Origin of the sequence: Kitasatospora sp. NPDC058032 (genome assembly GCF_042885845.1) — a bacterium.
Lineage (GTDB): Bacteria > Actinomycetota > Actinomycetes > Streptomycetales > Streptomycetaceae > Kitasatospora.
Window position 1 is genome coordinate 63,292 of sequence record NZ_JBHVRK010000027.1, and the last position, 22,480, is coordinate 85,771.

25 protein-coding genes are annotated in these 22,480 nt (G+C 73.5%); 4 read left to right on the forward strand and 21 right to left on the reverse strand.

What is annotated here, in order from left to right:
* Positions 1 to 24 precede the first annotated feature (24 nt).
* The 5 genes from ACFVUH_RS31215 to ACFVUH_RS31235 form a co-directional block, all read right to left on the reverse strand.
* A complete protein-coding gene (locus ACFVUH_RS31215) occupies positions 25 to 228 on the reverse strand; it encodes a hypothetical protein (protein ID WP_270143783.1) in 204 nt (67 codons plus the stop codon).
* Positions 229 to 642: 414 nt separating this feature from the next.
* Positions 643 to 942: an acylphosphatase gene (locus ACFVUH_RS31220; RefSeq protein ID WP_387916720.1), complete on the reverse strand. Its 300-nt coding sequence runs from the start codon at positions 940 to 942 to the stop codon at positions 643 to 645.
* Positions 943 to 977: 35 nt separating this feature from the next.
* Positions 978 to 1,472, reverse strand: coding sequence for a winged helix-turn-helix transcriptional regulator (locus ACFVUH_RS31225; protein WP_387916721.1), 495 nt, complete (start codon positions 1,470 to 1,472; stop codon positions 978 to 980).
* Positions 1,473 to 1,503: 31 nt separating this feature from the next.
* Entirely contained in the window at positions 1,504 to 2,082 is a 579-nt protein-coding gene (locus ACFVUH_RS31230) for a hypothetical protein (protein WP_387916723.1), read from the reverse strand.
* Between the two features lie 122 nt (positions 2,083 to 2,204).
* Complete coding sequence (locus ACFVUH_RS31235) at positions 2,205 to 3,566, reverse strand: hypothetical protein (protein WP_387916725.1); 1,362 nt, start codon at positions 3,564 to 3,566, stop codon at positions 2,205 to 2,207.
* Positions 3,567 to 3,878: 312 nt separating this feature from the next.
* On the opposite strand from ACFVUH_RS31235, the gene ACFVUH_RS31240 reads away from it, so the two are divergent.
* The gene (locus tag ACFVUH_RS31240) at positions 3,879 to 4,802 is read left to right on the forward strand and encodes a hypothetical protein (RefSeq protein ID WP_387916726.1); all 924 of its coding nucleotides are present in this window, start codon (positions 3,879 to 3,881) and stop codon (positions 4,800 to 4,802) included.
* Between the two features lie 10 nt (positions 4,803 to 4,812).
* On the opposite strand, the gene mutM is transcribed toward ACFVUH_RS31240, so the two are convergent.
* The 10 genes from mutM to ACFVUH_RS31290 all read right to left on the reverse strand — a co-directional run bounded on the left by mutM (position 4,813) and on the right by ACFVUH_RS31290 (position 14,690).
* Entirely contained in the window at positions 4,813 to 5,682 is an 870-nt protein-coding gene (mutM, locus tag ACFVUH_RS31245) for a bifunctional DNA-formamidopyrimidine glycosylase/DNA-(apurinic or apyrimidinic site) lyase (protein WP_387916728.1), read from the reverse strand.
* 57 nt (positions 5,683 to 5,739) lie between these two features.
* A complete protein-coding gene (gene rnc / locus ACFVUH_RS31250) occupies positions 5,740 to 6,528 on the reverse strand; it encodes a ribonuclease III (protein ID WP_355369663.1) in 789 nt (262 codons plus the stop codon).
* A gap of 20 nt (positions 6,529 to 6,548) precedes the next feature.
* On the reverse strand, positions 6,549 to 6,722 hold the full coding sequence (rpmF, locus tag ACFVUH_RS31255) for a 50S ribosomal protein L32 (RefSeq protein WP_097236113.1): 174 nt from the start codon (positions 6,720 to 6,722) through the stop codon (positions 6,549 to 6,551).
* Positions 6,723 to 6,724: 2 nt separating this feature from the next.
* Entirely contained in the window at positions 6,725 to 7,369 is a 645-nt protein-coding gene (locus ACFVUH_RS31260) for a DUF177 domain-containing protein (RefSeq protein WP_355369665.1), read from the reverse strand.
* A gap of 141 nt (positions 7,370 to 7,510) precedes the next feature.
* Entirely contained in the window at positions 7,511 to 8,707 is a 1,197-nt protein-coding gene (locus tag ACFVUH_RS31265) for a cell division initiation protein (RefSeq protein ID WP_387916730.1), read from the reverse strand.
* Positions 8,708 to 8,900: 193 nt separating this feature from the next.
* The gene (gene coaD / locus ACFVUH_RS31270; protein ID WP_355369669.1) at positions 8,901 to 9,392 is read right to left on the reverse strand and encodes a pantetheine-phosphate adenylyltransferase; all 492 of its coding nucleotides are present in this window, start codon (positions 9,390 to 9,392) and stop codon (positions 8,901 to 8,903) included.
* Between the two features lie 51 nt (positions 9,393 to 9,443).
* Positions 9,444 to 10,031: a 16S rRNA (guanine(966)-N(2))-methyltransferase RsmD gene (gene rsmD, locus ACFVUH_RS31275; protein ID WP_355369671.1), complete on the reverse strand. Its 588-nt coding sequence runs from the start codon at positions 10,029 to 10,031 to the stop codon at positions 9,444 to 9,446.
* Positions 10,032 to 10,128: 97 nt separating this feature from the next.
* Positions 10,129 to 10,662 carry a hypothetical protein gene (locus ACFVUH_RS31280; RefSeq protein WP_355369673.1) on the reverse strand — a complete coding sequence of 178 codons (534 nt, stop codon included), beginning with the start codon at positions 10,660 to 10,662 and terminating at the stop codon, positions 10,129 to 10,131.
* A gap of 105 nt (positions 10,663 to 10,767) precedes the next feature.
* Positions 10,768 to 13,017, reverse strand: a complete 2,250-nt coding sequence (gene recG, locus ACFVUH_RS31285; protein ID WP_387916731.1) for an ATP-dependent DNA helicase RecG — start codon at positions 13,015 to 13,017, stop codon at positions 10,768 to 10,770.
* A 41-nt stretch (positions 13,018 to 13,058) separates the two neighbouring features.
* Entirely contained in the window at positions 13,059 to 14,690 is a 1,632-nt protein-coding gene (locus ACFVUH_RS31290) for a DAK2 domain-containing protein (protein ID WP_355369677.1), read from the reverse strand.
* 285 nt (positions 14,691 to 14,975) lie between these two features.
* Here ACFVUH_RS31290 and rpmB point away from each other — a divergent pair, with 285 nt between their 5' ends.
* Positions 14,976 to 15,161, forward strand: a complete 186-nt coding sequence (gene rpmB / locus ACFVUH_RS31295) for a 50S ribosomal protein L28 (protein WP_073813963.1) — start codon at positions 14,976 to 14,978, stop codon at positions 15,159 to 15,161.
* Positions 15,162 to 15,293: 132 nt separating this feature from the next.
* Here the strand turns inward: rpmB and thiD are convergent, their stop codons facing one another.
* The 3 genes from thiD to ACFVUH_RS31310 form a co-directional block, all read right to left on the reverse strand.
* The gene (gene thiD / locus ACFVUH_RS31300; protein WP_387916733.1) at positions 15,294 to 16,091 is read right to left on the reverse strand and encodes a bifunctional hydroxymethylpyrimidine kinase/phosphomethylpyrimidine kinase; all 798 of its coding nucleotides are present in this window, start codon (positions 16,089 to 16,091) and stop codon (positions 15,294 to 15,296) included.
* A 17-nt stretch (positions 16,092 to 16,108) separates the two neighbouring features.
* Positions 16,109 to 17,134, reverse strand: a complete 1,026-nt coding sequence (locus tag ACFVUH_RS31305; RefSeq protein WP_387916735.1) for a 6-phosphofructokinase — start codon at positions 17,132 to 17,134, stop codon at positions 16,109 to 16,111.
* Positions 17,135 to 17,277: 143 nt separating this feature from the next.
* Complete coding sequence (locus ACFVUH_RS31310; RefSeq protein WP_355369683.1) at positions 17,278 to 18,243, reverse strand: thiamine-phosphate kinase; 966 nt, start codon at positions 18,241 to 18,243, stop codon at positions 17,278 to 17,280.
* A 217-nt stretch (positions 18,244 to 18,460) separates the two neighbouring features.
* On the opposite strand from ACFVUH_RS31310, the gene ACFVUH_RS31315 reads away from it, so the two are divergent.
* Together ACFVUH_RS31315 and ACFVUH_RS31320 are read left to right on the forward strand one after the other, a co-directional pair.
* Complete coding sequence (locus tag ACFVUH_RS31315) at positions 18,461 to 18,694, forward strand: Lrp/AsnC ligand binding domain-containing protein (protein ID WP_355369723.1); 234 nt, start codon at positions 18,461 to 18,463, stop codon at positions 18,692 to 18,694.
* A gap of 20 nt (positions 18,695 to 18,714) precedes the next feature.
* Entirely contained in the window at positions 18,715 to 19,233 is a 519-nt protein-coding gene (locus ACFVUH_RS31320; protein ID WP_355369685.1) for a DUF3515 family protein, read from the forward strand.
* A gap of 68 nt (positions 19,234 to 19,301) precedes the next feature.
* Here the strand turns inward: ACFVUH_RS31320 and ACFVUH_RS31325 are convergent, their stop codons facing one another.
* The 3 genes from ACFVUH_RS31325 to ACFVUH_RS31335 all read right to left on the reverse strand — a co-directional run bounded on the left by ACFVUH_RS31325 (position 19,302) and on the right by ACFVUH_RS31335 (position 22,362).
* A complete protein-coding gene (locus tag ACFVUH_RS31325) occupies positions 19,302 to 20,444 on the reverse strand; it encodes a D-alanine--D-alanine ligase family protein (protein ID WP_355369687.1) in 1,143 nt (380 codons plus the stop codon).
* A gap of 92 nt (positions 20,445 to 20,536) precedes the next feature.
* On the reverse strand, positions 20,537 to 21,538 hold the full coding sequence (locus tag ACFVUH_RS31330; RefSeq protein ID WP_387916737.1) for an NAD(P)H-dependent glycerol-3-phosphate dehydrogenase: 1,002 nt from the start codon (positions 21,536 to 21,538) through the stop codon (positions 20,537 to 20,539).
* Positions 21,535 to 22,362, reverse strand: coding sequence for a lysophospholipid acyltransferase family protein (locus ACFVUH_RS31335; protein ID WP_355369691.1), 828 nt, complete (start codon positions 22,360 to 22,362; stop codon positions 21,535 to 21,537). Before ACFVUH_RS31335 ends, ACFVUH_RS31330 begins: the two co-directional genes overlap by 4 nt.
* Positions 22,363 to 22,480 lie beyond the last annotated feature (118 nt).

Here is a 22,480-nt window from a genome sequence, read left to right on the forward strand (position 1 = left end):
CGATCGGGGGAGATCGGGCGGGACTCAGGTGAGAGCCGGCTCCCGCTGATCCAGATCGATGCTGTTGAGCAACGAGTGCTCGCCGGCGACAGCGGTGAGAGCGTCGTTCTCAGCCTGCATCCGAAGGAGCTCGGCTTCGAGATCCTGGACGCGCTGCTGCAGCCGTCGCATCTCGGAGAGCATTCGCGGGTCGGGGCCGCCGACGTACCCGAGAAGCGCCTTTGCCATGATGAATGGTCCTCCACGCTGAGTGACCGAACCGGAACGGTACAGGTCTAGGGGGAAGGGGGACGCACGCGCGGCGCGCACCGGCAGTGCTGGCTGGGCACTACGGCACAACCACCGTGAGCTGGGCTCACGGGGGCGTGCGCCTACCGGAATGACGCGGTCGTGTGCGCGGGGCTTCCAGCGTCTCACCAAAGACGGTACGGGTCAACACGATCACCGCACGCTACCGCGCCCCTGTCACCTGCCTGGCGGTGTCGTCACGCCAGCCGGCCACGAAGGGGGGTCCACCACGTGCTCGTGGATCATCGTTCGATGCGGAGTCAACCACGAGTCTGCCCGGATGGCAACCGTACGACACCGCCGGTTGCCGATCGTTTTCCGGCGGCTCGCTGGGGGCCGGGTGCGCGGGGGCGGTCAGCGGATCGCGAAGCTCTCGTAGCCGGGGCCGACGGCGGTCCAGATCTCGGTCACCCCGGCGACCCGGCCCGGGGTGTCGGGGCCCCTGAGCAGGGCGAGCAGCTGTTCGCAGTCCGGGGCGAAGCCCTCGGCCACCACCTGTACCCGGCCGTCGCCGAGGTTGCCGGCGTAACCGGTCAGGCCGATCTCCAGCGCCCGCGCCCTGGTCCACCAGCGGAAGCCGACCTCCTGGACCTTGCCGCGCACCCAGGCGGTGACCCGGACCGGCTCGTCACTGTGGGCGTCACGACCGTGCATGCCACCGACCCTATCCGCCCCGGCGGCGGCGCGCGTCACGGGCCGGACGGGCCCTCGGCCGTCCATCCCGGGCTGCGGATCTCGGCCCGCAGGTCGGCGGCGCGCCCGGGCTCGCCGCAGGTCCGGCAGACCCAGTGCGGGTCGTACGGGTGCGGCGGCTGCCCTTCGGGCGTGTGCGCGAAGACCACCGGCGGCTCGGGCAGCACCCAGCGGTCGCCCCAGGCGAGCAGGGCCTGGGTGAGCGGCGCGAGGTCGCGGCCGGCCTCGGTCAGGTGGTACTCGTAGCGCGGCGGCCGCTCGCTGTAGGCCCGGCGCTCGACCACACCCGCCTCCTCCAGCGCCCGCAGCCGCGCGGTGAGCCGGTCGCGGGGCGCCCCGGTGTTGCGGGCGATCCGGTCGAAGCGGTGGTTGCCGTAGAACAGCTCCCGCACCGCGAGCAGCGCCCACTTCTCCCCCACCACGTGGAGCGCGGCGGCGATCGAGCACGGCCGCCCGGGCAGGGACGGCGGGGCGGGGAGGTCGGAGGTCACGCCGGACAGCCTGCCACACAGGGTTGGGTTCTCAAACCCTTCCGCTCAGGAAGGCCAGCCCGGCCAGGGTCTTGAGCTGCCCGGGAGCCACCCGCACGGCGACGGTCGAGTCGTCGGCGAACCGCAGCTCGACCCGGCGGGCGCGCGATCCGGCGCGGACGTCCGGGGGCCTGCGCAGCCGGAACGGCCCGAGATCGGTCAGGTGCTCGGCCGCGAGCGCGCCGCGCCGCTTCAGCAGCAGGACCCGGCGGTCGGTGACGGCCGGCAGCACGAAGCCGAAGGTGTCCGACGAGCGCGACGGCTCGGCCTCCCGGGCGGCGGCGGCGAACCGGCCCGCGGTGCTCTCCCAGCCGCCCCGCACCGGCGGCGTGACCAGTCGCCCGCCGACCACCAGCACGGTCAGCCCGGCGAGGGCCACCAGCACCTCGGGTTCCAGGAGGTCGGGACCGTGGTCGATCGCGTTCTCCACGCCGGCCTCCACGTCCCGCCCGGACCGCCGGTAGCGCTTCGGCGGCCGGAGGACCAGCGCGCTCAGCCGGACCTCGACCAGCCCGAGAAGTTCCTCGTCCGCCCGCAGCCACCGCCGCGCCAGGGCATGATCCGGCGCCATTCCCCCGCCCCCTCCGTCGGCGTCCCCTCCGCGACACGCCACGGCCCCCGCCGGTCACCCGACGGGGGCCGTGGGCCGATCATCGCATCGGCCGGAGGCTCAGGGCAGAGCGCGCGACGGTGTCAGAACCCGCCTCCGAAGTCGCCGCCACCCCCGAAGTCCCCGCCGCCGCCGAAGTCCCCGCCGTCGAAGCCGCCGCCGAAGTCGGAGGCGTTGAAGTCCGCGCCGGAGAAGTCGCCGCCGTCGAAGCCGGCGCCCGCGTCGACGGGGCCGGCCGCGTACGCCGGGGTGGCCATCATCGAGCCGAGCATGGTGCCGACCAGCAGCCCGGGCAGCAGACCGCCGCCGCCGAAGCCGCCGAAGTAGCCGCCCGCCCAGGGACCGTAGGCCGGGCCCGCGTTCCAGTACGGCTGCGGGCCGTGCTCGGTCGGGACGGTCCGGACCTCCGGGTCCAGGCCGGCCGCCAGCCGGTCCGCGTCGGCCTTGCAGACCGGGACGGAGCGGGCGGCGCCGCCCGCCGGGGACCACTCGGCGTCCAGCACGGACGGGCCGTGCCGCGGGTCGAAGAAGCACGGCGGCCGGCGCTCCGGCAGCGGGCGCTTGTCCCGCCGGGCCGCCAGGGTGGCCAGCGCGAACCGGCCGTCCTCCAGCGCCTCGGTCACCGGCTTCACGTCCTCCGGCCCCTTGGCCTCGTCCATCAGCCGCTTGGCCTTCTCGTACGAGTCCAGGGCGTGGGTGTAGTCGCCGCGCTGCACGTCGTCGGCGTCCGCGGCGGACGGCACGAAGTCGAGCCGGTCCAGCTCCTCGCCGTAGGCGGTGATGTCCTCGTCGACCACCTGGCGCAGCTGCGCCAGCTCGGCCCGGCGCTGCTCCTCCTTCTTCCGCTTGGCCCGGCGGAACAGCAGGAAGACGCCGGTGCCGGCGAGCGCCAGCAGGGCCAGCGGGACGACCACCGCGGCGGCGGAGACGCCACCGCTGTCGCTGTTCACGCCGTGCCCCTTGATCTGCGGGGCGGCGGTGTCGACGAAGTCGTTCAGGGTGGCGTCGATGTTGCCGGGGTGGGAGCGGAAGGAGGCTCCGGCGATCCGCTCGGCGCTCGCGCTGGGCAGCGCGCCCTTGTCGGAGCGGGCCTGGAACTGGTCCCCGCGCCAGATCGCGTAGGTGCCGGTGATGCCGACCTTGGTGCGCAGGTCGTCGAAGACGGTCCTCGCGCCGTACGGGTCGGCGGCCGGGACGACCGCCACGAAGATCGGCTTGTCCGCCTTACGGATCTTCGCGGTCAGCGCGTCGGCCTGGCTCTGGCCGAACCGGTCCGCCATCGCCGGGTCGACGTAGACTCGGCCCTGCTTGAGCGTGGCGGCCGCGTCGTCGAGACCGCCGGCCGCCGAGGCCGCCGGCGCCAGCAGGAGCAGCAGCCCGAGCAGCGCCGACACCAGCGCCACCGGCCCGACGCCCCGGGAACGTCGTCGTGCAAGGGTTCTCATGCCTCGACGCTACCCCGAACGGCCCCGGTGCAAGGCATACCGGCCGGGTACCACCCGGCCGGGCACCCCCACCGTCCGCCGGGGTGCGTCCCCTTCTCCGGGATGATCTTTCGCCCCAGCGCCCCGGAAGCGGCCCCGGGACGGGAACCCGGCCGACGGCCCGCACGTACCTCCCGGCGGACACCGGACCGGACCGGACGCCGGGCCGGGCGTGCCGACCGTACCCCGCGACCGGGCACACTGGTGGCCGTACCGCCACCTCATGACCATCTTTTGACCATCCCGCACCACCCCTCCTGATCGGAGCTCCGCGTGTTGATCGGCCTCGTCACCGCCGTGGCGGCCTCCGCCTGCTACGGCACCGGTTCGGTCCTGCAGGCCGTCGGCTCCCGGCGCTCCGCACGCGAGGAGGCCGCCCGGGGCGGAGCCTCGGCCGGCACCACCGCGCACGGCGGGCCCAGCCTCGCCTCCACCGCCAAGGCCGCCGTGACCTGGGAGTTCATCCTCGGCACGGTGCTGGACTTCATCGGCTTCGGGCTCGGCGCGCTGGCCGCCCGGATGCTGCCGCTGTTCCTCTCCCAGACGATCATCAGCGCCAACCTGGTGATCACCGCGGTGCTCTCGATCAAGCTGCTCGGCATCCGACTCAAGCAGCTGGAGTGGGCCTCGATCGGCGTGCTCTGCTCGGCGCTGGTGCTGCTCGCGGTCTCCGCCGGGCCGGAGGGCGGCCACCACGCCGCGATGGCCTTCCACTGGTGGCTGCTGGCGATCACCACCGTGCTGCTGGCCGGCGGCGGCCTGCTGGTGCGCCGGATGGGCGCCAACGGCGCGATCGTCGCCGGTCTGCTCTCCGGCCTCGGGTTCGGCGCGCTCGGCGTCGGCGTGCGCATCCTCAACGGCGTGGAGCCGTTCGACCTCGGCCTGCTGCTCTCCGACCCGGCGCTGTACGCGATCCTGGTCGGCGGCATCGGCGGCATGTACGTGCACACCGTGGCGCTGCAGATCGGCTCGGTGAACGGCGCCACCGCCGCCCTGGTGGTCGGCGAGACGGTGCTGCCCGGCGCGGTCGGCGTGATCTGGCTCGGCGACTCCTCCAAGGCCGGCCTCGGCTGGCTCGGCGTGCTCGGCTTCCTGATCGCGGTGGTCGCGGCGGTCGGCGTCGCCTACTTCGGCCAGGACACCCACGGTGGACCGACCGAACCGGCACCGGCCGAACCGGAGCTCGCCGAGCGCTGAGACCGGCGGGTCACCGCACCCGCGGTGCGCGCTGGCAGCGCGGGCAGAAGTAGCTCGACCGGTTCATCCAGGCGGCCCGCCGCATGGCGGTGCCGCAGCGCCGGCAGGGCTCGTGCTCCCGCCCGTAGGCGTCCAGGTCGCGGGAGAAGTAGCCGCTCTCGCCGTTCACGTTGACGTACAGGCTGTCGAAGCTGGTACCGCCGACGGCCAGCGCCGCCGCCATCACGTCCCGGGCGTTGGCCAGCAGCAGCAGCGCCTGCGGCCGGGTCAGCGTCGCGGTCGGCCGGTCGTAGTGCAGCCGGGAGCGCCACAGCGCCTCGTCGGCGTAGATGTTGCCGACCCCGCTGATCAGCGTCTGGTCCAGCAGCGCCCGCTTGACGGTGGTGCGCCGGGCGCGCAGCGACGCCGCGAAGGCGGCGTCGTCGAAGCGGGGGTCGAGCGGGTCGCGGGCGATGTGCGCGATGGAGAGCGGGGTGCCCTCCGGATCGCCGTCCTCGGCCTCCTCGACCGCGAGACCGCCGAAGGTCCGCTGGTCGACGAAGCGCAGCTCGCGCCCGCCGTCGGTGAACCGCAGCCGCACCCGCAGATGCGTCTCGTCCGGCACCGTCGGGTCCTGGACGAGCAGCTGGCCGCTCATCCCGAGGTGGCCGATCAGCGAGAAGCCTTCGCCGGCCCCCGACAGCGGCACCCAGAGGTACTTGCCGCGGCGCTGCGCCACACCGAGGGTGGTGCCGGTGAGCCGGGCCGTGAAGTCCGCCGCACCGGCCGGCTGACGGCGCACCGCACGCGGGTGCAGCACCTCGACGCCGGCGACGGTCCGCCCGGCGACCCAGTTCGCCAGACCGCGGCGGACGACCTCGACCTCGGGAAGTTCGGGCACGGGAACACGCCTCCAGCGGAACGGACTCGGCTCTGCAGGAGGAAGGCTACTGCGTGGTCAGGCGCTGTTCGGCAGGCGGTCGGCGTACTTCTCCTTGATCGCCCGCCAGGCGCTCTCCGCGGCCTTCTGCTCGGCTTCCTTCTTCGAGCGGCCGACGCCGCTGCCGAAGTCCTCGCCGGCCACCCGGGCCGCTGCGGTGAAGGTCTTCTCGTGGTCCGGACCGGACTCCTCGACCACGTACTCCGGCACTCCGATGCCCACCGAGGCGGTGAGCTCCTGGAGGCTGGTCTTCCAGTCCAGGCCGGCGCCCAGCTGAGAGGATTCCTCGATCAGCGGGTCGAACAGCCGGTGGACGAACTCGGTGGCGGCGTCCAGGCCCCGGTCCAGGTAGACGGCCCCGATGACCGCCTCGACCGTGTCGGCGAGGATCGACGACTTGTCGCGGCCGCCGGTGCCCTCCTCGCCCTTGCCGAGCCGGATGAACGCGCCCAGTTCCAGGCCGCGGCCGACGTCGGCGAGCGCGCGCGAGTTGACCACCGCGGCGCGCAGCTTGGCGAGCGTGCCCTCCGGGACGTCCGGGTGGACGCGGTAGAGGGTGTCGGTCACCACCAGGCCCAGCACCGAGTCGCCGAGGAACTCCAGGCGCTCGTTGGTGGGCAGACCACCGTTCTCGTACGCGTACGAGCGGTGGGTCAGGGCACGTACCAGAAGGGCGCGCTCGAGCGTGTACCCGAGGCGCCCTTCCAGGACGTCGTATTCGGTCGAAGCCGGCCCGCCGGCCCTGCCACCGCCCGAAGGAGTCTTCGGAGCCGTGGTCGCCTTGCGGGAAGAGTTACCGTCCGACATCGATCCGTGCACCCCGCCGATCAGACCGAGAGGACCTGGCGGCGGTTGTACGTGCCGCAGCTCGGGCACGCGATGTGCGAGAGCTTCGGCTCGTGGCAGCGGTCGCACGCCACGAGGGCCGGGGCAACGGCCTTCCAGTTGGACCGGCGGTGGCGCGTGTTGCTGCGCGACATCTTCCGCTTCGGAACAGCCACGGCTACTTCTCCTGGTTCTCGGCGAGACCCTCACGGGTGTCGCTGTTCTTGATTCCGTCACCCTCGTCGCCGTGGGCGGCGGAGAGTCCCTGCAGAGCCGCCCACCGGGGGTCGGCGGCGTCGTGGTGGTGCGCCGGGTCGTCGCTCAGGCGCGCTCCGCATTCGGAGCACAGACCCAGGCAGTCTTCCTGGCACACCGGCTGCAGCGGCAGTGCGAGCACCACCGCGTCACGCAGCACCGGCTGGAGGTCGAAGTAATCGCCCTCCAGACGGTAAGTCTCTTCCTCCGAGTCCTCTTCGAGGTCCTCGGCCCCGGCGGTCCGGGCGCGGTGGCGCTCGTCGGACTCCGGGTAGTAGTACAGCTCCTGGAAGTCGACGTCGAGGTCGGACTCGACAGGCTCCAGGCACCGGACGCACTCGCCCTCGACCCGGGTCTCGGCGGTGCCGGTGACCAGCACGCCCTCGACCACGGACTCCAGGCGGAGCTCCAGGGTGATCTCGCTCTTCTCCGGGACACCGATCACATCGATGATCCCCAGGCCCTCGGGGGCCTCCAGGGTCCGGGTCACCCTGCGCAGCGCACCCGGACGACGGCCCAGCTCGTGCGTGTCGAACACGAGGGGGTCGCGGTGGTCGAGGCGGTTCAAGGTGTCCTGACTTCCTGAGGGGTTCCGGTGCGCGGCGCTGCTCGTCGGGGGATGCGCGGGCAGACCGACGGCCCGACACGGAGAGGCCGGAGTGGTCAGACTACCCGAGTCTCCCGCCAGGCCCAACTTCGTGCCCGCGCCCTACCGGCCGCCGAGCTCCCGCAGCCGGGTCATGTCGATCATGCTGGTGTCGAAGAAGCTGGTCTCGTCCAGCCCGGCCTGGGTCTGCTGCGGCACGGGCGCGGGCGGGTTGGCGGGCTGCTGCGGGTAGCCGTAGCCGGCGTTGTACTGCTGCTGCTGGTCCTGGTAGCCCTGCTGCTGGGGCGGGTAGCCGTAGCCTCCGCCCTGCCGGCCGTCGTCGTACCCGGGCTGCTGCCCGTGCTGCTGGCCCTGCTGCTGCTGGTAGGCGTACTGGGCGCCGTACGGGTCCGCGGCCTGGCCGCCGGCCGGGTCGTAGCCGCCGCCGTACACCTCGGCGTACTGGGCGCCGCCCTGCTGCGCGGCCGCGTACTGGTCCGCACCGGGCGCCTGCCAGCCGGCCGCGGCCGGGTTCTGCTCCGGCCAGGTCTGCTGCTGCGGCACCTCCTCGCGATACCAGGCCAGCTCGGTGCCGTCCGCGTCCCCGGCGAAGCCCGCCGCGACCGCCTCGGCCCGCTCCTTGGCCTGCTGCGCCTCGTCGGCGGCGGCCAGGTAGGCGCCGAGCTCGTCGATCGGCCGCTTGCCGGTCAGCTTGTCGCGGCCCTTGCCGACCGCCTCCAGGGTCGCGCTGAGCACGTTCTCCAGGGTGGCGAGCTTCACATCGACGTACTCGTCGACCTCGGGACTGGGGCTGATCCGCTGCGGCTGGAACTCCTCGCCGTCGGTCTCGCCCTCGTACTCGGTCTCGAAGACGCTCGCGTCGCCGCGCAGCTTGGTGCGGCCGCGGCCGACGGCGCCGAGCGTCTTGGTCAGCACGACCTCGAAGTTGGCGAGCTTGCTGTCCACGTAGTCGTCGGCCTCGGCGCGCTTGGTCTCGATCTCGGCGCGGGCCTCGGCGAGGATCCGGTCGGCCTCGGCCTGGGCGCGGCGGACCACCTCGGTGTCGGAGATCAGCGAGCCGCGCTCGGAGTGCGCGCCCTGGATGATCCGGTCGGCCTCGGCCTGGGCGTCCGCGACCACCGACTCGTGGTCGGCCATCACCGACTGGGCCTGGGCCAGCTCGGCGGGCAGGGCCGCGCGGAGGTCCTGGAGCAGGGTGATCAGCTCGGCACGGTTCACCACGCAGGAGGCCGACATGGGCATCGAGCGGGCGTTCTCGACGGCCGCCACGATCTCGTCGACCTTGTTCTGCACGTCCACGGGCTTCGTCTTTCCGTGTGCCGCCGAGGTCCGGCGGAGGCAGCGCCCGGCGCGGTGGACGTCACCGCAGGGCAGGAATACAGACTGTACGGCCACTGCCGGGCGAGGTCACAACGCCTGCGCGCGGCCGTCTTTCCACCCCTCGGACAAACCATGACGAACCAGCAGAAACGGACGTCCGGTCATCCCGGGTTCACTGCTGGGCGCTCCGCTCGGCGATCCGCTCGACCAGCCGGCGGTGCACCGTCTCCGGCAGCAGGTGCGAGACGTCGCCGCCGTACGAGGCGACCTCCTTGACCAGCGTCGAGGAGAGGAAGCTGTACGTCGGCGAGGTCGGTACGAAGAGGGTGTCGACGCCGCTCAGGCCGTGGTTCATCTGGGCCATCTGCAGCTCGTAGTCGAAGTCGCTCACCGCGCGCAGGCCCTTGATGATCGCCGGGATGCCCCGCTCGCGGCAGAAGTCCACCAGCAGGCCGAGGTGCGACTCGACCACCACGTTGCCGTACTGGGCGGTGGTCTCCTCGATCAGCTCGATCCGCTCCTCGACCGTGAACATGCCCTGCTTGTTGCGGTTGATCAGCACCGCGACGTGCAGCACGTCGTACAGCTTCGAGGCCCGCTCGATGATGTCGAGGTGACCGTTGGTGATCGGGTCGAAGGACCCGGGGCAGACGGCGCGGCGCATGGCGTGTGTGCTCCCTCGTGGGGTGACGGGAATCCTGCGGGCCCGGGCCCGCTAGGGGTGGTGGCGGGTCTCGGCGGCGGCGCGACCGTACCAGAGCGTGCCCTCGCCGTAGCGGCGGGAGCGCAGCGTCTCGAAGCCCTCCGGCCAGTCGAACGCGCCGCCGCGGGTGCTGCGCTCCACGGTGACGAGTGCGTCCTCCGCGAGCCAGCCCCCGGCCGACAGTGTGATCAGCATCTCGCGCACCTCGTCGTCGGTGACGACGTACGGCGGGTCGAGGAAGACCAGGTCGTACGGGGCCTCCGGGGCGGGGCCGGCGATCACCTTCTCGGCCCTGGCGGCCTTCACCAGCGCGCCCGGCAGGCCGATCGTCCGGACGTTCTCCCGGATCACCCGGGCCGCCTGGGCGTCCGCCTCGACCAGCAGCACGTGCTCGGCGCCGCGCGAGAGCGCCTCCAGGCCGACCGCGCCCGATCCGCCGAACAGGTCCAGCATCCGGGCGCCGTGCAGGGTCGTTCCGCGCAGCGCCTCCAGGGTGGAGAACATCGCCTCGCGGGCCTTGTCGGAGGTCGGGCGGGTGCCCCGGCCGGGCGGTACGGCCAGCCGACGGCCGCCGGCCGCCCCGGCGATCACGCGGGTCATGGTGGTGGGAGGTCCTTTCGTCGCTGCCCGACCACGCTATACGGCCGTGGCCCCCGCCGGTCCGCCCGGCGGGGGCCACGCTCACGCACTCAGGTGATCAGCTCGCCTCGGAACCGGCCGCCTGGGCCGGCACGGCCGCGCCGAGCAGCGACGGCGAGGCGTAGCGGGACCAGGACAGGCAGCCGTCGGGCGGGCAGTACTCGGGGCGGCGCGGGTCGTGGCCGAGCTCGCGCAGCTTGGTGCGGACGGAGTCGGGCGTGCGGCCGAAGCGGGCGGCGATCCGGGCGACGGTCTCGCCCTCGTGGAAGCGCCGGACCAGCTCCTCCTCGTGCTGCGGCACCCAGGGGGCGCCGTGGCCGGGGTAGAGCTCGCGCAGCACGTCGCGGTCGGGGATGGGCTCGGAGACGTCGGCGACGATCGCCAGCGCCCGGAGCGCGCGGTTGAGCGCGATCCGCAGCGAGGCGACGTCCTCCACCGGCAGCCGCAGCTTGCCGGAGGCGAGCGGGGCGGCGGCGGCCCCCTCGCGCCAGCCGGTGAGGGTGAGGGTGACCTCGCGGTCGTCGTCGCTGGCGAGTTCGATCCGGAAGACCTTGTCGCCCAGCGGGAGCTCGTTGAGATGACGGAATGCCATGGCTAAACCCCCAAGTGTCGTGCCAGGAACGCACCTTGGGGGTGCGCCCTGAACACCTTCATTCTCTCCCGGGGGTCTGACAATCGGGCCCGGCCGAAGGGCTCCTCAGCCCTTCTCCATGTAGGCCGCGCGGTCCTCGTCGAGCAGGCTCTCCAGGACGGTGCGCAGGTCCGGGTGGGCGGCGAGGTCCGGGTCCTCGGCGACCAGCCGGGTGGCCTCGGCGCGGGCGGTGACGATGACCTCCTCGTCCTCCAGCACCGAGAGCACCTTGAGCGAGGACTTCACGCCGGACTGCGCCTGGCCCAGCACATCGCCCTCGCGGCGCTGTTCGAGGTCGATCCGGGACAGCTGGAAGCCGTCCAGGGTGCCCGCCACCGCGTCCAGCCGGGCGCGGGCGGCGCTGGCCGCCGGCATGTCGGTGACCAGCAGGCAGAGCCCGGGGGCGGAGCCGCGGCCGACCCGGCCGCGCAGCTGGTGCAGCTGGGAGACGCCGAACCGGTCCGCGTCCATGATCACCATCGCGGTGGAGTTGGGGACGTTGACGCCGACCTCGATCACCGTGGTGGCGACCAGCACGTCCACCTCGCCGGCCGCGAACCGGCGCATCACCTCGTCCTTGGCCTCCGGGGCGAGCCGCCCGTGCAGGATCTCCACCCGCAGCCCGGCCAGCGGGCCGCCGGTCAGCCGGGCGGCGGTCTCCACGACCGAGAGCGGGGGCCGCCGGTCGCCCTCGGCCGCGGCGCCCTCGTCGGGCGCGTCGTCCAGCAGCTCCTCCAGGTCCTCGGCGCGGCGCCCGCGCTTCGCGCCCTTGCCGCCCTTGCCGCCCTTCGGCTCGTCGGGCTCCTCGTCGCCGATCCGCGGGCAGACCACGTACGCCTGGTGGCCCTTGGACACCTCCTCGCGGACCCGCTCCCAGGCGCGGGTCAGGAAGTTGGGCTTCTCGACGGCCGGCACCACATGGGTGGAGATCGGCGAGCGGCCGGCCGGCAGCTGGTCCAGGACGGAGGTCTCCAGGTCCCCGAAGACGGTCATCGCGACCGTGCGCGGGATCGGGGTGGCCGTCATCACCAGCAGGTGCGGCGGCTGCTCGCCCTTGGCCCGCAGCGCGTCCCGCTGCTCGACGCCGAAGCGGTGCTGCTCGTCGACCACCACCAGGCCGAGGTCCTGGAACTGCACCTTGTCCTCGATCAGCGCGTGGGTGCCGATCGCGATGCCGGCGTCCCCGCAGGCCATGTCGAGCAGCGCCTGGCGCCGGGCCGGGACGCCCATCGACCCGGTGAGCAGCACCACCCGGGTGCCCAGGTCGGACCCGCCGAGCAGGCCTCCCTCGGCGAGGTCGCCCATCATCTCGACGATGGAGCGGTGGTGCTGCTGGGCGAGCACCTCGGTGGGCGCCAGCAGCACCGCCTGCCCGCCGGCGTCGACCACGGCGAGCATGGCGCGCAGCGCCACCATGGTCTTGCCGGAGCCGACCTCGCCCTGCAGCAGGCGGTGCATCGGGTGGTCGCTCGCGAGGTCGGCGGCGATCTCGGCGGCGACCTTCCGCTGGCCCTCGGTCAGGGTGAACGGCAGCCGGGCGTCGAAGGCGTCCAGCAGGCCGTCCGGACGGGCCTCGCGCGGCTTGGCGGGCAGCGCGGAGTCGGCGGCCCGGCGCTGGGCGAGGGCGACCTGCAGGACGAACGCCTCGTCCCAGCGCAGCCGTTCCTGGGCGCGTTCGCGGTCGGCCTGGTGGCGCGGCCGGTGGATCAGTTCGAGCGCCTCGGGCAGCGCGATCAGCCCGTGCCGCTCGCGCAGTTCGGCGGGCAGCGGCTCGCCGACGTCGGACAGGTGCTTGGTGAGCGCCGTCTCCACGCAGAGCGAGAGCTTCCAGCTGGGCATCTGGGCGCTGGCCGGGTAGACCGGGATCAGCCGTCCGGCGAACTGCGCGGCGGCGTTGTCGCCGTCCGCCTCGTCGAGCAGCTGGTAGTCGGGCGAGGCCAGTTGGCGGGCCCGGTTGAACACCCCGACCTTGCCCGCGAACAGGCCCTGCGTCCCGGGCCGCAGCTCCTTCTGCCGCCAGCCCTGGTTGAAGAAGACCAGCGAGAGCCGGCTGCGGCCGTCGGTGACCACCACCTCCAGGCGGTCGCCCTTGCGGCCCCGGAAGGGGATCAGGGTGACCTTCTCGATCCGGGCCAGCACGGTGACGTGCTCGTCGATCTCCAGCTCGTCCAGACTGGTGAGCTGGCCGCGTTCGACGTAGCGGCGCGGATAGTGGTGCAGCAGGTCCCCGACCGTGCGCAGCTTGAGGCTGTCGGCGAGCACCTTGGCGGTCCGGTCGCCGACGAGCTTGGTCAGTGGTTCATCGAGAGCGCCCATCAAGGCCCCTGTTTACACCACCGGACCGACAATCCGGGCGCTCACTCCACGCCGATCAGCAGCGGCGCCGACTCCTGGCCGCCGTGGAAGACCACCGCGTCCACCTCGGGCCGGCTGTGCCGGGCGTGGGCGACGAGGCCCTCGGCGAGGCCCTCGGGGGCGCCCTCGCCGAGGACCAGGGTCACCAGTTCGCCGCCCCCGCCGAGCATCCGGTCCAGCACGCTCGCGCCGACCTCGGCGAGGCCCGCGCCGATCACCGCGACGTCCCCGTCGATCAGGCCGAGCACGTCGCCGGCCTGGCAGACCCCGGCCATGGTCCAGGACTCGCCCTCGGCGACGGCCAGTTCGGCGTACCGGGTGGCGCCGGCCGCGGAGGTCATGGCGACCACGTCCTCGTCGAAGCGCCGCCCGGCCTCGTGCACGGCGAGCGCGGCCAGGCCCTGGACCGGCGAGCGGGTGGGCAGCACGGCGATCCGCACGCCCTCCTCGCGCAGCTGGTCGGCGGCGGCCCCGGCAGCGGCCCGCAGTTCGGGGTCGTTGAGCAGCAGCACCACCTCGCGGGCGGCGGCCCGGCGCACCGCGGCGGCGAGTTCGGCGCTGGCCGGCGGACGGCCGGGCTCGGCGTGCAGGACGACCCCGCCGGCCTGTTCGCAGAGTTCGGCGAGGCCCGCGCCGGAGACCACCGAGAGCACCGCCCGGGCCGGCCGCTCGGGCTCGCCGCGGTCGGCGGCGGCGCCGGAGCGGGCGGCGGCCTCGGCGAAGTGGGTGATCCGGATCTGGTGCGGGCGCCCGGCCTCGACCCCGGCCTCCACGGCGGCGCCCGCGTCGTCGACGTGGACGTGCACGTTCCACAGGCCGTCGCCGCCGCCGACCACCAGCGAGTCGCCGAGTTCGCCGAGCCGCGTCCGCAGCGCGGGCAGCGCCTCGTCGGGCGCGTCCAGCAGGTAGATCACCTCGAACGCGGGGTACCCGGGGCCGGGCGGGCGCACGTGCGCCTCGCAGCTCTCCACGGACCGGACGTCGCCCCGCAGCGCGACCGGCCCCATCGGCTGGTGGCCGGCCACCGCGTCGGCGAGCGCCCCGAGGACGGCGACCAGACCGCGGCCGCCTGCGTCCACCACCCCGTTCTCGGCGAGCACGGCGAGCTGCCGGGGGGTCTGCCGCAGTGCGTCGCGGGCGGCCCGGTGGGCGGCCTCGGCGACCTGCCCGAGCCCGTCGCCGGCCCGGCCGGCCTCCCGGGCGGCGATCCTGGCGACGGTCAGCAGGGTGCCCTCGACCGGCTCGGCGACGGCCTGGTAGGCGGCGTCGGCGGCCCGCTGGAGGGCGGCCCGCAGCTGGTCGGCGCCGCCGCCGTCGGCGAGCCTCTCGGCCGCGCCGCGCAGCCACTGGGCGAGGATCACCCCGGAGTTGCCGCGCGCGCCGACCAGGGCGCCGCGGGCCATCGCCCGGGCGGTCTCGGCCAGGCCGGGCGCCGGACCGGGGCCCGGGTCGGCGAAGCGGCTCTCCACCTCGGCGGCCGCCGACTCCACGGTCAGGTACAGGTTGGTGCCGGTGTCGCCGTCCGGGACGGGGTAGACGTTGAGTGCGTCGATCTCCTCGCGGGCCTGGCCCAGCGCGCGCAGCGCCAGTTGGCACCAGCTGCGCACGGCCGGGGCGTCGAGCGTGTGCAGCACCAGGTCTCCTCCGGAGATGGGACGCCGTGATGGCCTGAGAGTGAACGGCGAGGGGTCGTACCGGCAGGTTATCGGGGGCCGGGAGGCGGCGGCGGACACGACGGCCGGAGCGATCACCTGGCCGGTCATGGTAGTTTCGTTGAACGGAAGCAAGCGTTGTATGCTCTTCCGGTTGCCTGGAACAGGTTCAGGCTCACCCCTTGGTCCGGTTCGGTTCACGCGAGTGCTCCGCTGGTCTGGCGGGGTTGTCTCATGTAAATGATCTGAAGTCTTGGAGTGACTCCTGTGGCTGCCAACTGCGACGTCTGCGGCAAGGGGCCGGGCTTCGGCAACAGCATCTCCCACTCGCACCGCCGTACCCCCCGTCGCTGGAACCCCAACATCCAGACGGTGCGCGCTGTGGTTGGGCGGACGCCGAAGCGGCTCAACGTCTGCACCTCGTGCATCAAGGCCGGTAAGGTCTCGCGCTGACGCGCAGACCGGTATGCCGGTCCTCCAGTGAGTCGGTTCATCCTCGGGTGAACCGGCTTTCTGTTGTTCCGGCATCGACCGACCCGATGTGGGCGGGCCCTCGGGCCCGCCCACAGGCGTTTGCGCGGTGCCTCAGCGCCAGCGCCAGGCGTGGTCGACCGGTCCGATGCCGGCGCCGAGCGCGAAGCCGCCGGCGATCGCCCCGGTGATGTACTCCTTCGCCGAGGCCACCGCCTCGGGCAGCGCCTCGCCCTTGGCCAGGCCGGCGGCGATCGCGCTGGCCAGGGTGCAGCCGGTGCCGTGGGTGTGCCGGTTGTCGTAGCGCGGCGCCCGGTACCAGTGCTCCTCGCCGGCCCCGCCGTACAGCAGGTCGGCCGCCTCGCCGGGCAGGTGCCCGCCCTTGACCAGCACCCAGCGCGGCCCGAGGTCGAGCAGCGCCTTCGCGGCGTCCAGCATCTGCGCCTCGTCCTCGACCACCCGGCCGGTGAGCTGCGTCACCTCGTGCAGGTTGGGCGTGGCGAGGGTGGCGACCGGGAGCAGCTTCTCCCGGACGGTGGCGACGGCCTCGGCGGCGAGCAGCGCGTCGCCGTGCTTGGAGACGCCGACCGGGTCGACCACGACCGGGGCGCCGACCCCGGCCAGCAGTTCGGAGACGGTCTCGACCAGCTCGATCGAGGCGAGCATGCCGGTCTTCACGGCCTGGACGCCGATGTCGTCGACCACGCTGCGGAACTGGGCGCGGACGGCCTCGGCGGGCAGCTCCCAGTAGCCCTGGACGCCGAGCGAGTTCTGCGCGGTCACGGCGGTGATCACGCTCATGCCGTGCACGCCGAGGGCGAGCATCGCCTTGAGGTCGGCCTGGATGCCGGCGCCGCCGCCGGAGTCCGAGCCGGCGACCGTGAGAACGCGGGGAGGTGCGGTGGAAGACATGCGCCCAACCTACGCGGTCACAGCACCGCCTCGGACTCCACCCAGTGGTCCTCGGGGACGGTCTTGAGCGTGGTCACCGCGTCGGCGATCGGCACCATCCGGATGTCGTTGCGGCGCAGCGCGGTGAAGTGGCCGAACTCGCCCCGGTGCACGGCCTCCACGGCGTGCCAGCCGAACCGGGTGGCGAGCACCCGGTCCCGGGCGGTGGGGGTGCCGCCGCGCTGGACGTGGCCGAGGATGACCGGGCGGGCCTCCTTGCCGAGCAGGTTCTCCAGCTCGTGGGCGAGGCGGTTGCCGATCCCGCCGAAGGTCCGGTGCCCGAACCGGTCCACCTCGCCGTGGTCGAAGCGCATGGTGCCGGGCATCGGGGAGGCCCCCTCGGCGACGGCGATGATGGCGAACTTCTTGCCGCGGGCGAACCGGTCCTCGACCATCCGGGCCACCGCCTCGATGTCGAACGGCTTCTCCGGGATCAGGATGCCGTGCGCGCCGCCCGCCATGCCGGCGGTGAGGGTGATCCAGCCGGTGTGACGGCCCATCAACTCCACGACCATGACGCGCTGGTGGGACTCGGCGGTGGTCTTGAGCCGGTCGATCGCCTCGGTCGCGACGTGCACCGCGGTGTCGAAGCCGAAGGTGACGTCGGTGGCGTCGATGTCGTTGTCGATGGTCTTGGGGACGCCGACCACCGGCAGTCCGGCCTCGCTGAACATCCGGGCGGCGGTGAGGGTGCCCTCGCCGCCGATGGCGATCAGCGCGTCGATGCCGATGTCCCGGGCGAGGGTCTTGGCGTTCTCCACCGCCCACTGGATCCGCTCGCGCTGCACCCGGGCCGAGCCGAGGATGGTGCCGCCGAGGGTGAGCAGGCCGGTGACGTCGTCGTGCGAGACGGGGCGGGTGCGGCCCTCGATGAGGCCGAGGAAGCCGTCCTCGATGCCGACGATCTCGTCGCCGTGCACATCGGTGCCCCGGTGCACCACGGAACGGATCACCGCGTTCAGGCCGGGGCAGTCGCCGCCGCTGGTCAGGACTCCGATTCGCATGGTGGTGGACTCTCCCGCTCGAAGTGGTTCAGACCATAATGGTCCAGACCACCCGCGTGCAGAAAGGGCGGCCGGGCCGTGGGCCAAGCCTACGCACTCCCCGGCCGGACGGCCGCCAGCCACCGCCCGGCGCGGGCCGGTCGTCACTCCGCGAAGTGGTCCCAGCCGCCGACCCGGTCCCAGGCCTCGCCGTCCACCGTCACCCGGCCGCCGCGGGCCACCCGCGCCCGGCCGACGACCTCGCCCACCACCCGCCAGCGGGCGGGCAGTTGGACCCCGCGCGGGAAGGTCGCGACGATCGCGTGGTCCTCACCGCCGGACAGCACCCAGACGAGCGGGTCGACCCCGACCGCCTGGCCGATGTCCGCCATCTGCGCCGGCACGTCGAAGTCGGCCGCCCGCAGGTCGATGTCCACCCCGCTCGCCCCGGCCACGTGCCCGAGGTCGGCGACCAGCCCGTCGCTCACGTCGATCATCGAGGTGGCGCCCAGCCCCGCCCCGGCCGGGCCCGCGTGGTACGGCGGCTCCGGGCGGCGGTGCGCCTCGACGAAGGCCCGCGGCGAGCGGAAGCCGCGCTGCAGCACCGTCAGGCCGGCCGCCGACCAGCCGAGCCAGCCGGTGACCGCGACCACATCACCCACCTGGGCACCGGCGCGCGTCACCGGCGCGCGCCCCTGAAGGTCCCCGAGCGCCGTGATGGCCAGCGTGATGGTGTCCCCGCGCACCACGTCCCCGCCGACCACCGTCGCTCCGGCCACCTGGCACTCGTCCCGCAGCCCGTCCATCAGCTCGGTGGCCCAGGTGGTCGGCAGGTCCGCCGGCGCGACCAGGCCCAGCAGCAGCGCGGTCGGCACCGCGCCCATCGCGGCCACGTCGGCGAGGTTCTGCGCGGCCGCCTTGCGGCCCACGTCGTAGGCGGTGGACCAGTCCCGGCGGAAGTGCCGGTTCTCGATCAGCACGTCCGTGGTGGCCACCACCCGGCCGTCCGGGGCCTTCACCACGGCGGCGTCGTCACCCGGGCCGAGGTCGACCGCGTCGGTGAGCGGTACCCGGGCGGTCAGCTCCCTGATGAGTCCGAACTCGCCGAGCTCGCCCACGGTCCCCTGCATCTGCCGTCCTCTCGGTTGCGCCCGGCCGGGCGCGTACGTCCTGCGGTCACGCCGCCTCCGCGCGCAGCGTACGCCCTTCGAGGGCGCACGGGTCTCCCCTCCCCGGCCCGCCGGGAGGTAGCGTGGTGATCAGTCTGCCGTGACCCCGTTCCCCCACCCCGCGCCCCACCGGGCGATCACGGCGGTGATCCCCGAACCCAGCCGCCGGGAGGTCCCCGTGGTACAGGCCTACATCCTGATTCAGACCGAGGTCGGCAAGGCCAGCGCCGTTGCCGAGTCCATCTCCAAGATCCCCGGAGTCATCCAGGCCGAGGACGTCACCGGCCCGTACGACGTGATCGTCCGGGCCGAGGCGGACACGGTGGACGACCTCGGTCGCCTGGTGGTCGCCAAGGTCCAGCAGGTCGAGGGCATCACCCGAACCCTCACCTGTCCCGTCGTCCATCTGTAAGACGCGCTTACCATCGGCGGGTGACCCGACAACTCCGAGCCCCCCGCTTCCTCGCGGCACTGCCGGCCCCCGTCCGGTGGCTGGCGGTGCCGACCGCGCTCGCCTGCACCGTCGTGGTGCTGATCGGCAGCTGGAGCGCGCCCCTCGACCCCAAGGTCGAGACGCCCGAGCCCCGGGGCAAGGCCGCCGAGTACTGCCGGGCGCTCGCCGCCGCCCTGCCGCAGGAACTCCTCGGCCACGCCCGCAAGGACCCCTCCCCGGCCTCCCCATACGTCGCCGCCTGGGCCGCCTCGCCGCGGATCGTACTGCGCTGCGGCGTGCCGCACCCCGAGGGACTGGTCGACGAGAAGCAGGCGGAGATCTCGCCGACGGTCAACGACGTCACCTGGTGGCCGGAGCAGCTCTCCGACGGCGGCTACCGGTTCACCGCCACCCAGCGCGCCGCCTTCGTCGAGGTGACCGTCCCCGGCGGGGCCGCCGCCAACCCGCTGGACGCCGCCGCCGCGCTCTCCGACGTGGTCAAGGCCAACATCCCCTGACCGCGCCCCGACGCACGCGCAGGGCGGTCCCGGGGCTCCGGGGCCGCCCTGCGTCCGTCCGTGCGCGGTTACCGCAGGCCGGTCGAGCGGCGCAGCGCCGCCCGCAGCAGCCGGTCGATCAGCTCCGGGTACGACAGCCCGCTGGCCTCCCACATCTTCGGGTAGGCCGAGATCGGGGTGAAGCCGGGCATGGTGTTGACCTCGTTGACCATCCAGCCGCCGTCGTCCAGCAGGAAGAAGTCGACCCGGGCCAGGCCCTCGCAGCCGAGCGCCTCGAAGGCGGCGATCGCCTGCCGGCGGATCTCGGCGGTCTCCTCGGCGGAGAGCTCGGCCGGGATGCGGACCTCGGAGGAGTCGATGTACTTGGCCTCGAAGTCGTAGAACTCGTAGTCGCCGCCGACCAGGATCTCGGCCGGGACGCTGGCCCGCGGGCCGTCCTCGAACTCCAGCACCGCGCACTCGATCTCGCGGCCGGACACACCGGCCTCGATGATCAGCTTGGGGTCGTGCCGGCGGGCCTCCTCGATCGCGGCATCGAGGTCGGAGAGGTCCTTGACCTTGGTGATGCCCATGCTGGAGCCGGCCCGGCAGGGCTTCACGAACAGCGGCAGGCCCAGCACCGAGGCGCGCTCGCGGACGGCGGCACGGCCCTCCTCGCTCTCCCACTCGCGCGGCCGGACCACCGTGTACCGCCCGACGCCCAGGCCGTGCGAGGCCAGCAGGCGCTTGGTGAACTCCTTGTCCATGCCCGCGGCGCTGGCGAGCACGCCGTTGCCGACGTAGGGCACCCCGGAGAGCTCCAACAGGCCCTGCAGGGTTCCGTCCTCGCCCCACGGCCCGTGCAGCAGCGGGAAGACCACGTCCACCTCGCCGAGCACCTTGGGCGCGGCGCCGGGCTCGCTCCAGACCACCTCGCGGCTGCCGGGGCCGACCGGCAGCGCGACCTGGCCCTCGGTGGACTCGGCGACGTGGTCGACGTCCGGCAGGCGGCCGTCGGTGATGGCCATCCGGGCCGGCTCGTCGCTGACCAGCGCCCAGCGGCCCTCGTGGGTGATGCCGATCGGCAGCACCTCGTACGTGTCGCGGTCGATCGCCTTCAGCACGCTGCCCGCGGTCGAGACCGAGATGGCGTGCTCGGAGCTGCGGCCGCCGAACACGACGGCGACCCGCGGCTTCGCGGACGGGTTCTGGGAGGTCTGTTCGATGCTCATATCGCGACCGAGAGTACCCCGAGGCCCGTGACCTCCTCGCGACCGACCCGGGACGGGTCCTCGACCGGTCCCGGACCGGTCCAGGACGGCCGCTAGCGCCGTTCGGGCTTGGCCGAGCGGGACATCAGCGCCCGCAGCGCCTCCTGGGTGGGCCGGCCGTTGTGGACGACGTCCACCACCGCCTCGACGATCGGCATGTCGACGCCGTTGCGCCGGGCCAGGTCGAGCACCGACTCGCAGGACTTGACGCCCTCGGCGGTCTGCCGGGTGGCCGCGATGGTCTCGGCGAGCGACATGCCCCGGCCCAGGTTGGTGCCGAAGGTGTGGTTGCGGGAGAGCGGCGAGGAGCAGGTCGCCACCAGGTCGCCCATGCCCGCCAGCCCGGCGAAGGTGTACGGGTCGGCGCCGAGCGCCAGACCCAGCCGGGTGGTCTCGGCGAGCCCGCGGGTCATCAGCGTCGCCTTGGTGTTGTCGCCCAGCCCCATGCCGTCGGCCATGCCGACCGCCAGGCCGATCACGTTCTTGACCGCGCCGCCGAGCTCGCAGCCGATCACGTCGGTATTGGTGTAGGGCCGGAAGTACGGCGTGTGGCAGGCCGCCTGGAACCGCTTGGCGACCGCCTCGTCGGTGCAGGCGACCACACTGGCGGCCGGCTGCCGGTTGGCGATCTCCGGGGCCAGGTTCGGCCCGCTGACCACGGCGATCCGCTCCGGACCGACGCCGGCGACCTCGGCGACGACCTCGCTCATCCGCTTGACGGTGCCGAGTTCGATGCCCTTCATCAGGCTGACCAGGACGGTCTTCGGCTCCAGCAGCGGCGCCCAGGCCGCCAGGTTCTCGCGCAGCGTCTGCGAGGGCACCACCAGCACCGCGAAGTCCGCCCCGGCCAGCGCCTCGGCGGGGTCGGTGGTGGCCCGGACGGAGTCCGGAAGCCGCAGGCCCGGCAGGTAGTCCGGGTTGCTGTGCGTGGCGTTGACGGCGTCCACCAGCTCCTGGCGGCGGCCCCAGAGGGTCACCTCGCAACCGGCGTCGGCGAGGATCATCGCGAACGCGGTGCCCCAGGAGCCGGTGCCGAACACGGCGCAGCGGGTCACTTGGCGCCCTCCCCGTTCTCGTCGGTGCCCACGGCCCGGCCCGGTCGGCGGGCGGCCGCGGCGGCGGCCCGCTTCCGCGCGGCCTCCCTCATGTCGTACCGCTCGGCGGGCGGTTCCTCGCCGCGGATGTCGGCGAGCACGGCGGTGATCGCCGCCATGATGTCCTCGGTGGCGTCCCTGAGCACCTGGGCGGTCAGCTCCTGCCCCCGGTACTTGCTGAGGTCGACGGCCGGACCGGCCGCCACCGTCACCCGGTGCCGCGGGAAGAGGTTGAACTTGCCCTTGCCCGAAGCGCCCCTGCCGTACGGCGGGATGATCTCGTGGGCGCCCCAGTGGGCGACCGGGATGACCGGCGCGCCGGTCATCAGCGCCACCCGGGCGACGCCGCTCTTGCCGGTCATCGGCCACAGGTCCGGGTCCCGGGTGAGCGTGCCCTCCGGGTAGAACTGCACGCACTGGCCCCGGTCGACGGCGTCGATGGCGGCCCGGAACGCCTGCGCGGCGTCGGTCGACTCGCGGAACACCGGGATCTGGCCGGTCTTGCGGAGCATGAACCCGATGAACGGGACCGAGAACAGTGAGGACTTGCCCAGGATCCGCGGCGGCCGCCCGCTGTTGTACTGCCAGTGCGCGTACACCACGGGGTCGATGATCGAGTTGTGGTTGACCGCGGCGATGAAGCCGCCCTCCTTCGGGAGGTGCTCCCAGCCCCGCCAGTCCGGCTTGACCAGGGCGGTCGTCACCGGCTTCACCAGCACGGCCGCGAAGCGGTACCAGAAGCCGTAGTCGGCGTTGCCGAAGCCGGCGTTCGAGCGGCGGGCCACCCCAGGTCCTCCTCATCCGGGCGGCACGCTGGGGTGCCGCGGTCGATCTCGCTTCCACGACCTCTCGGGGCGCGGGCGCGGAACAGTCTCGCCCGACCGCTCACCGGCTGTCGAGCAA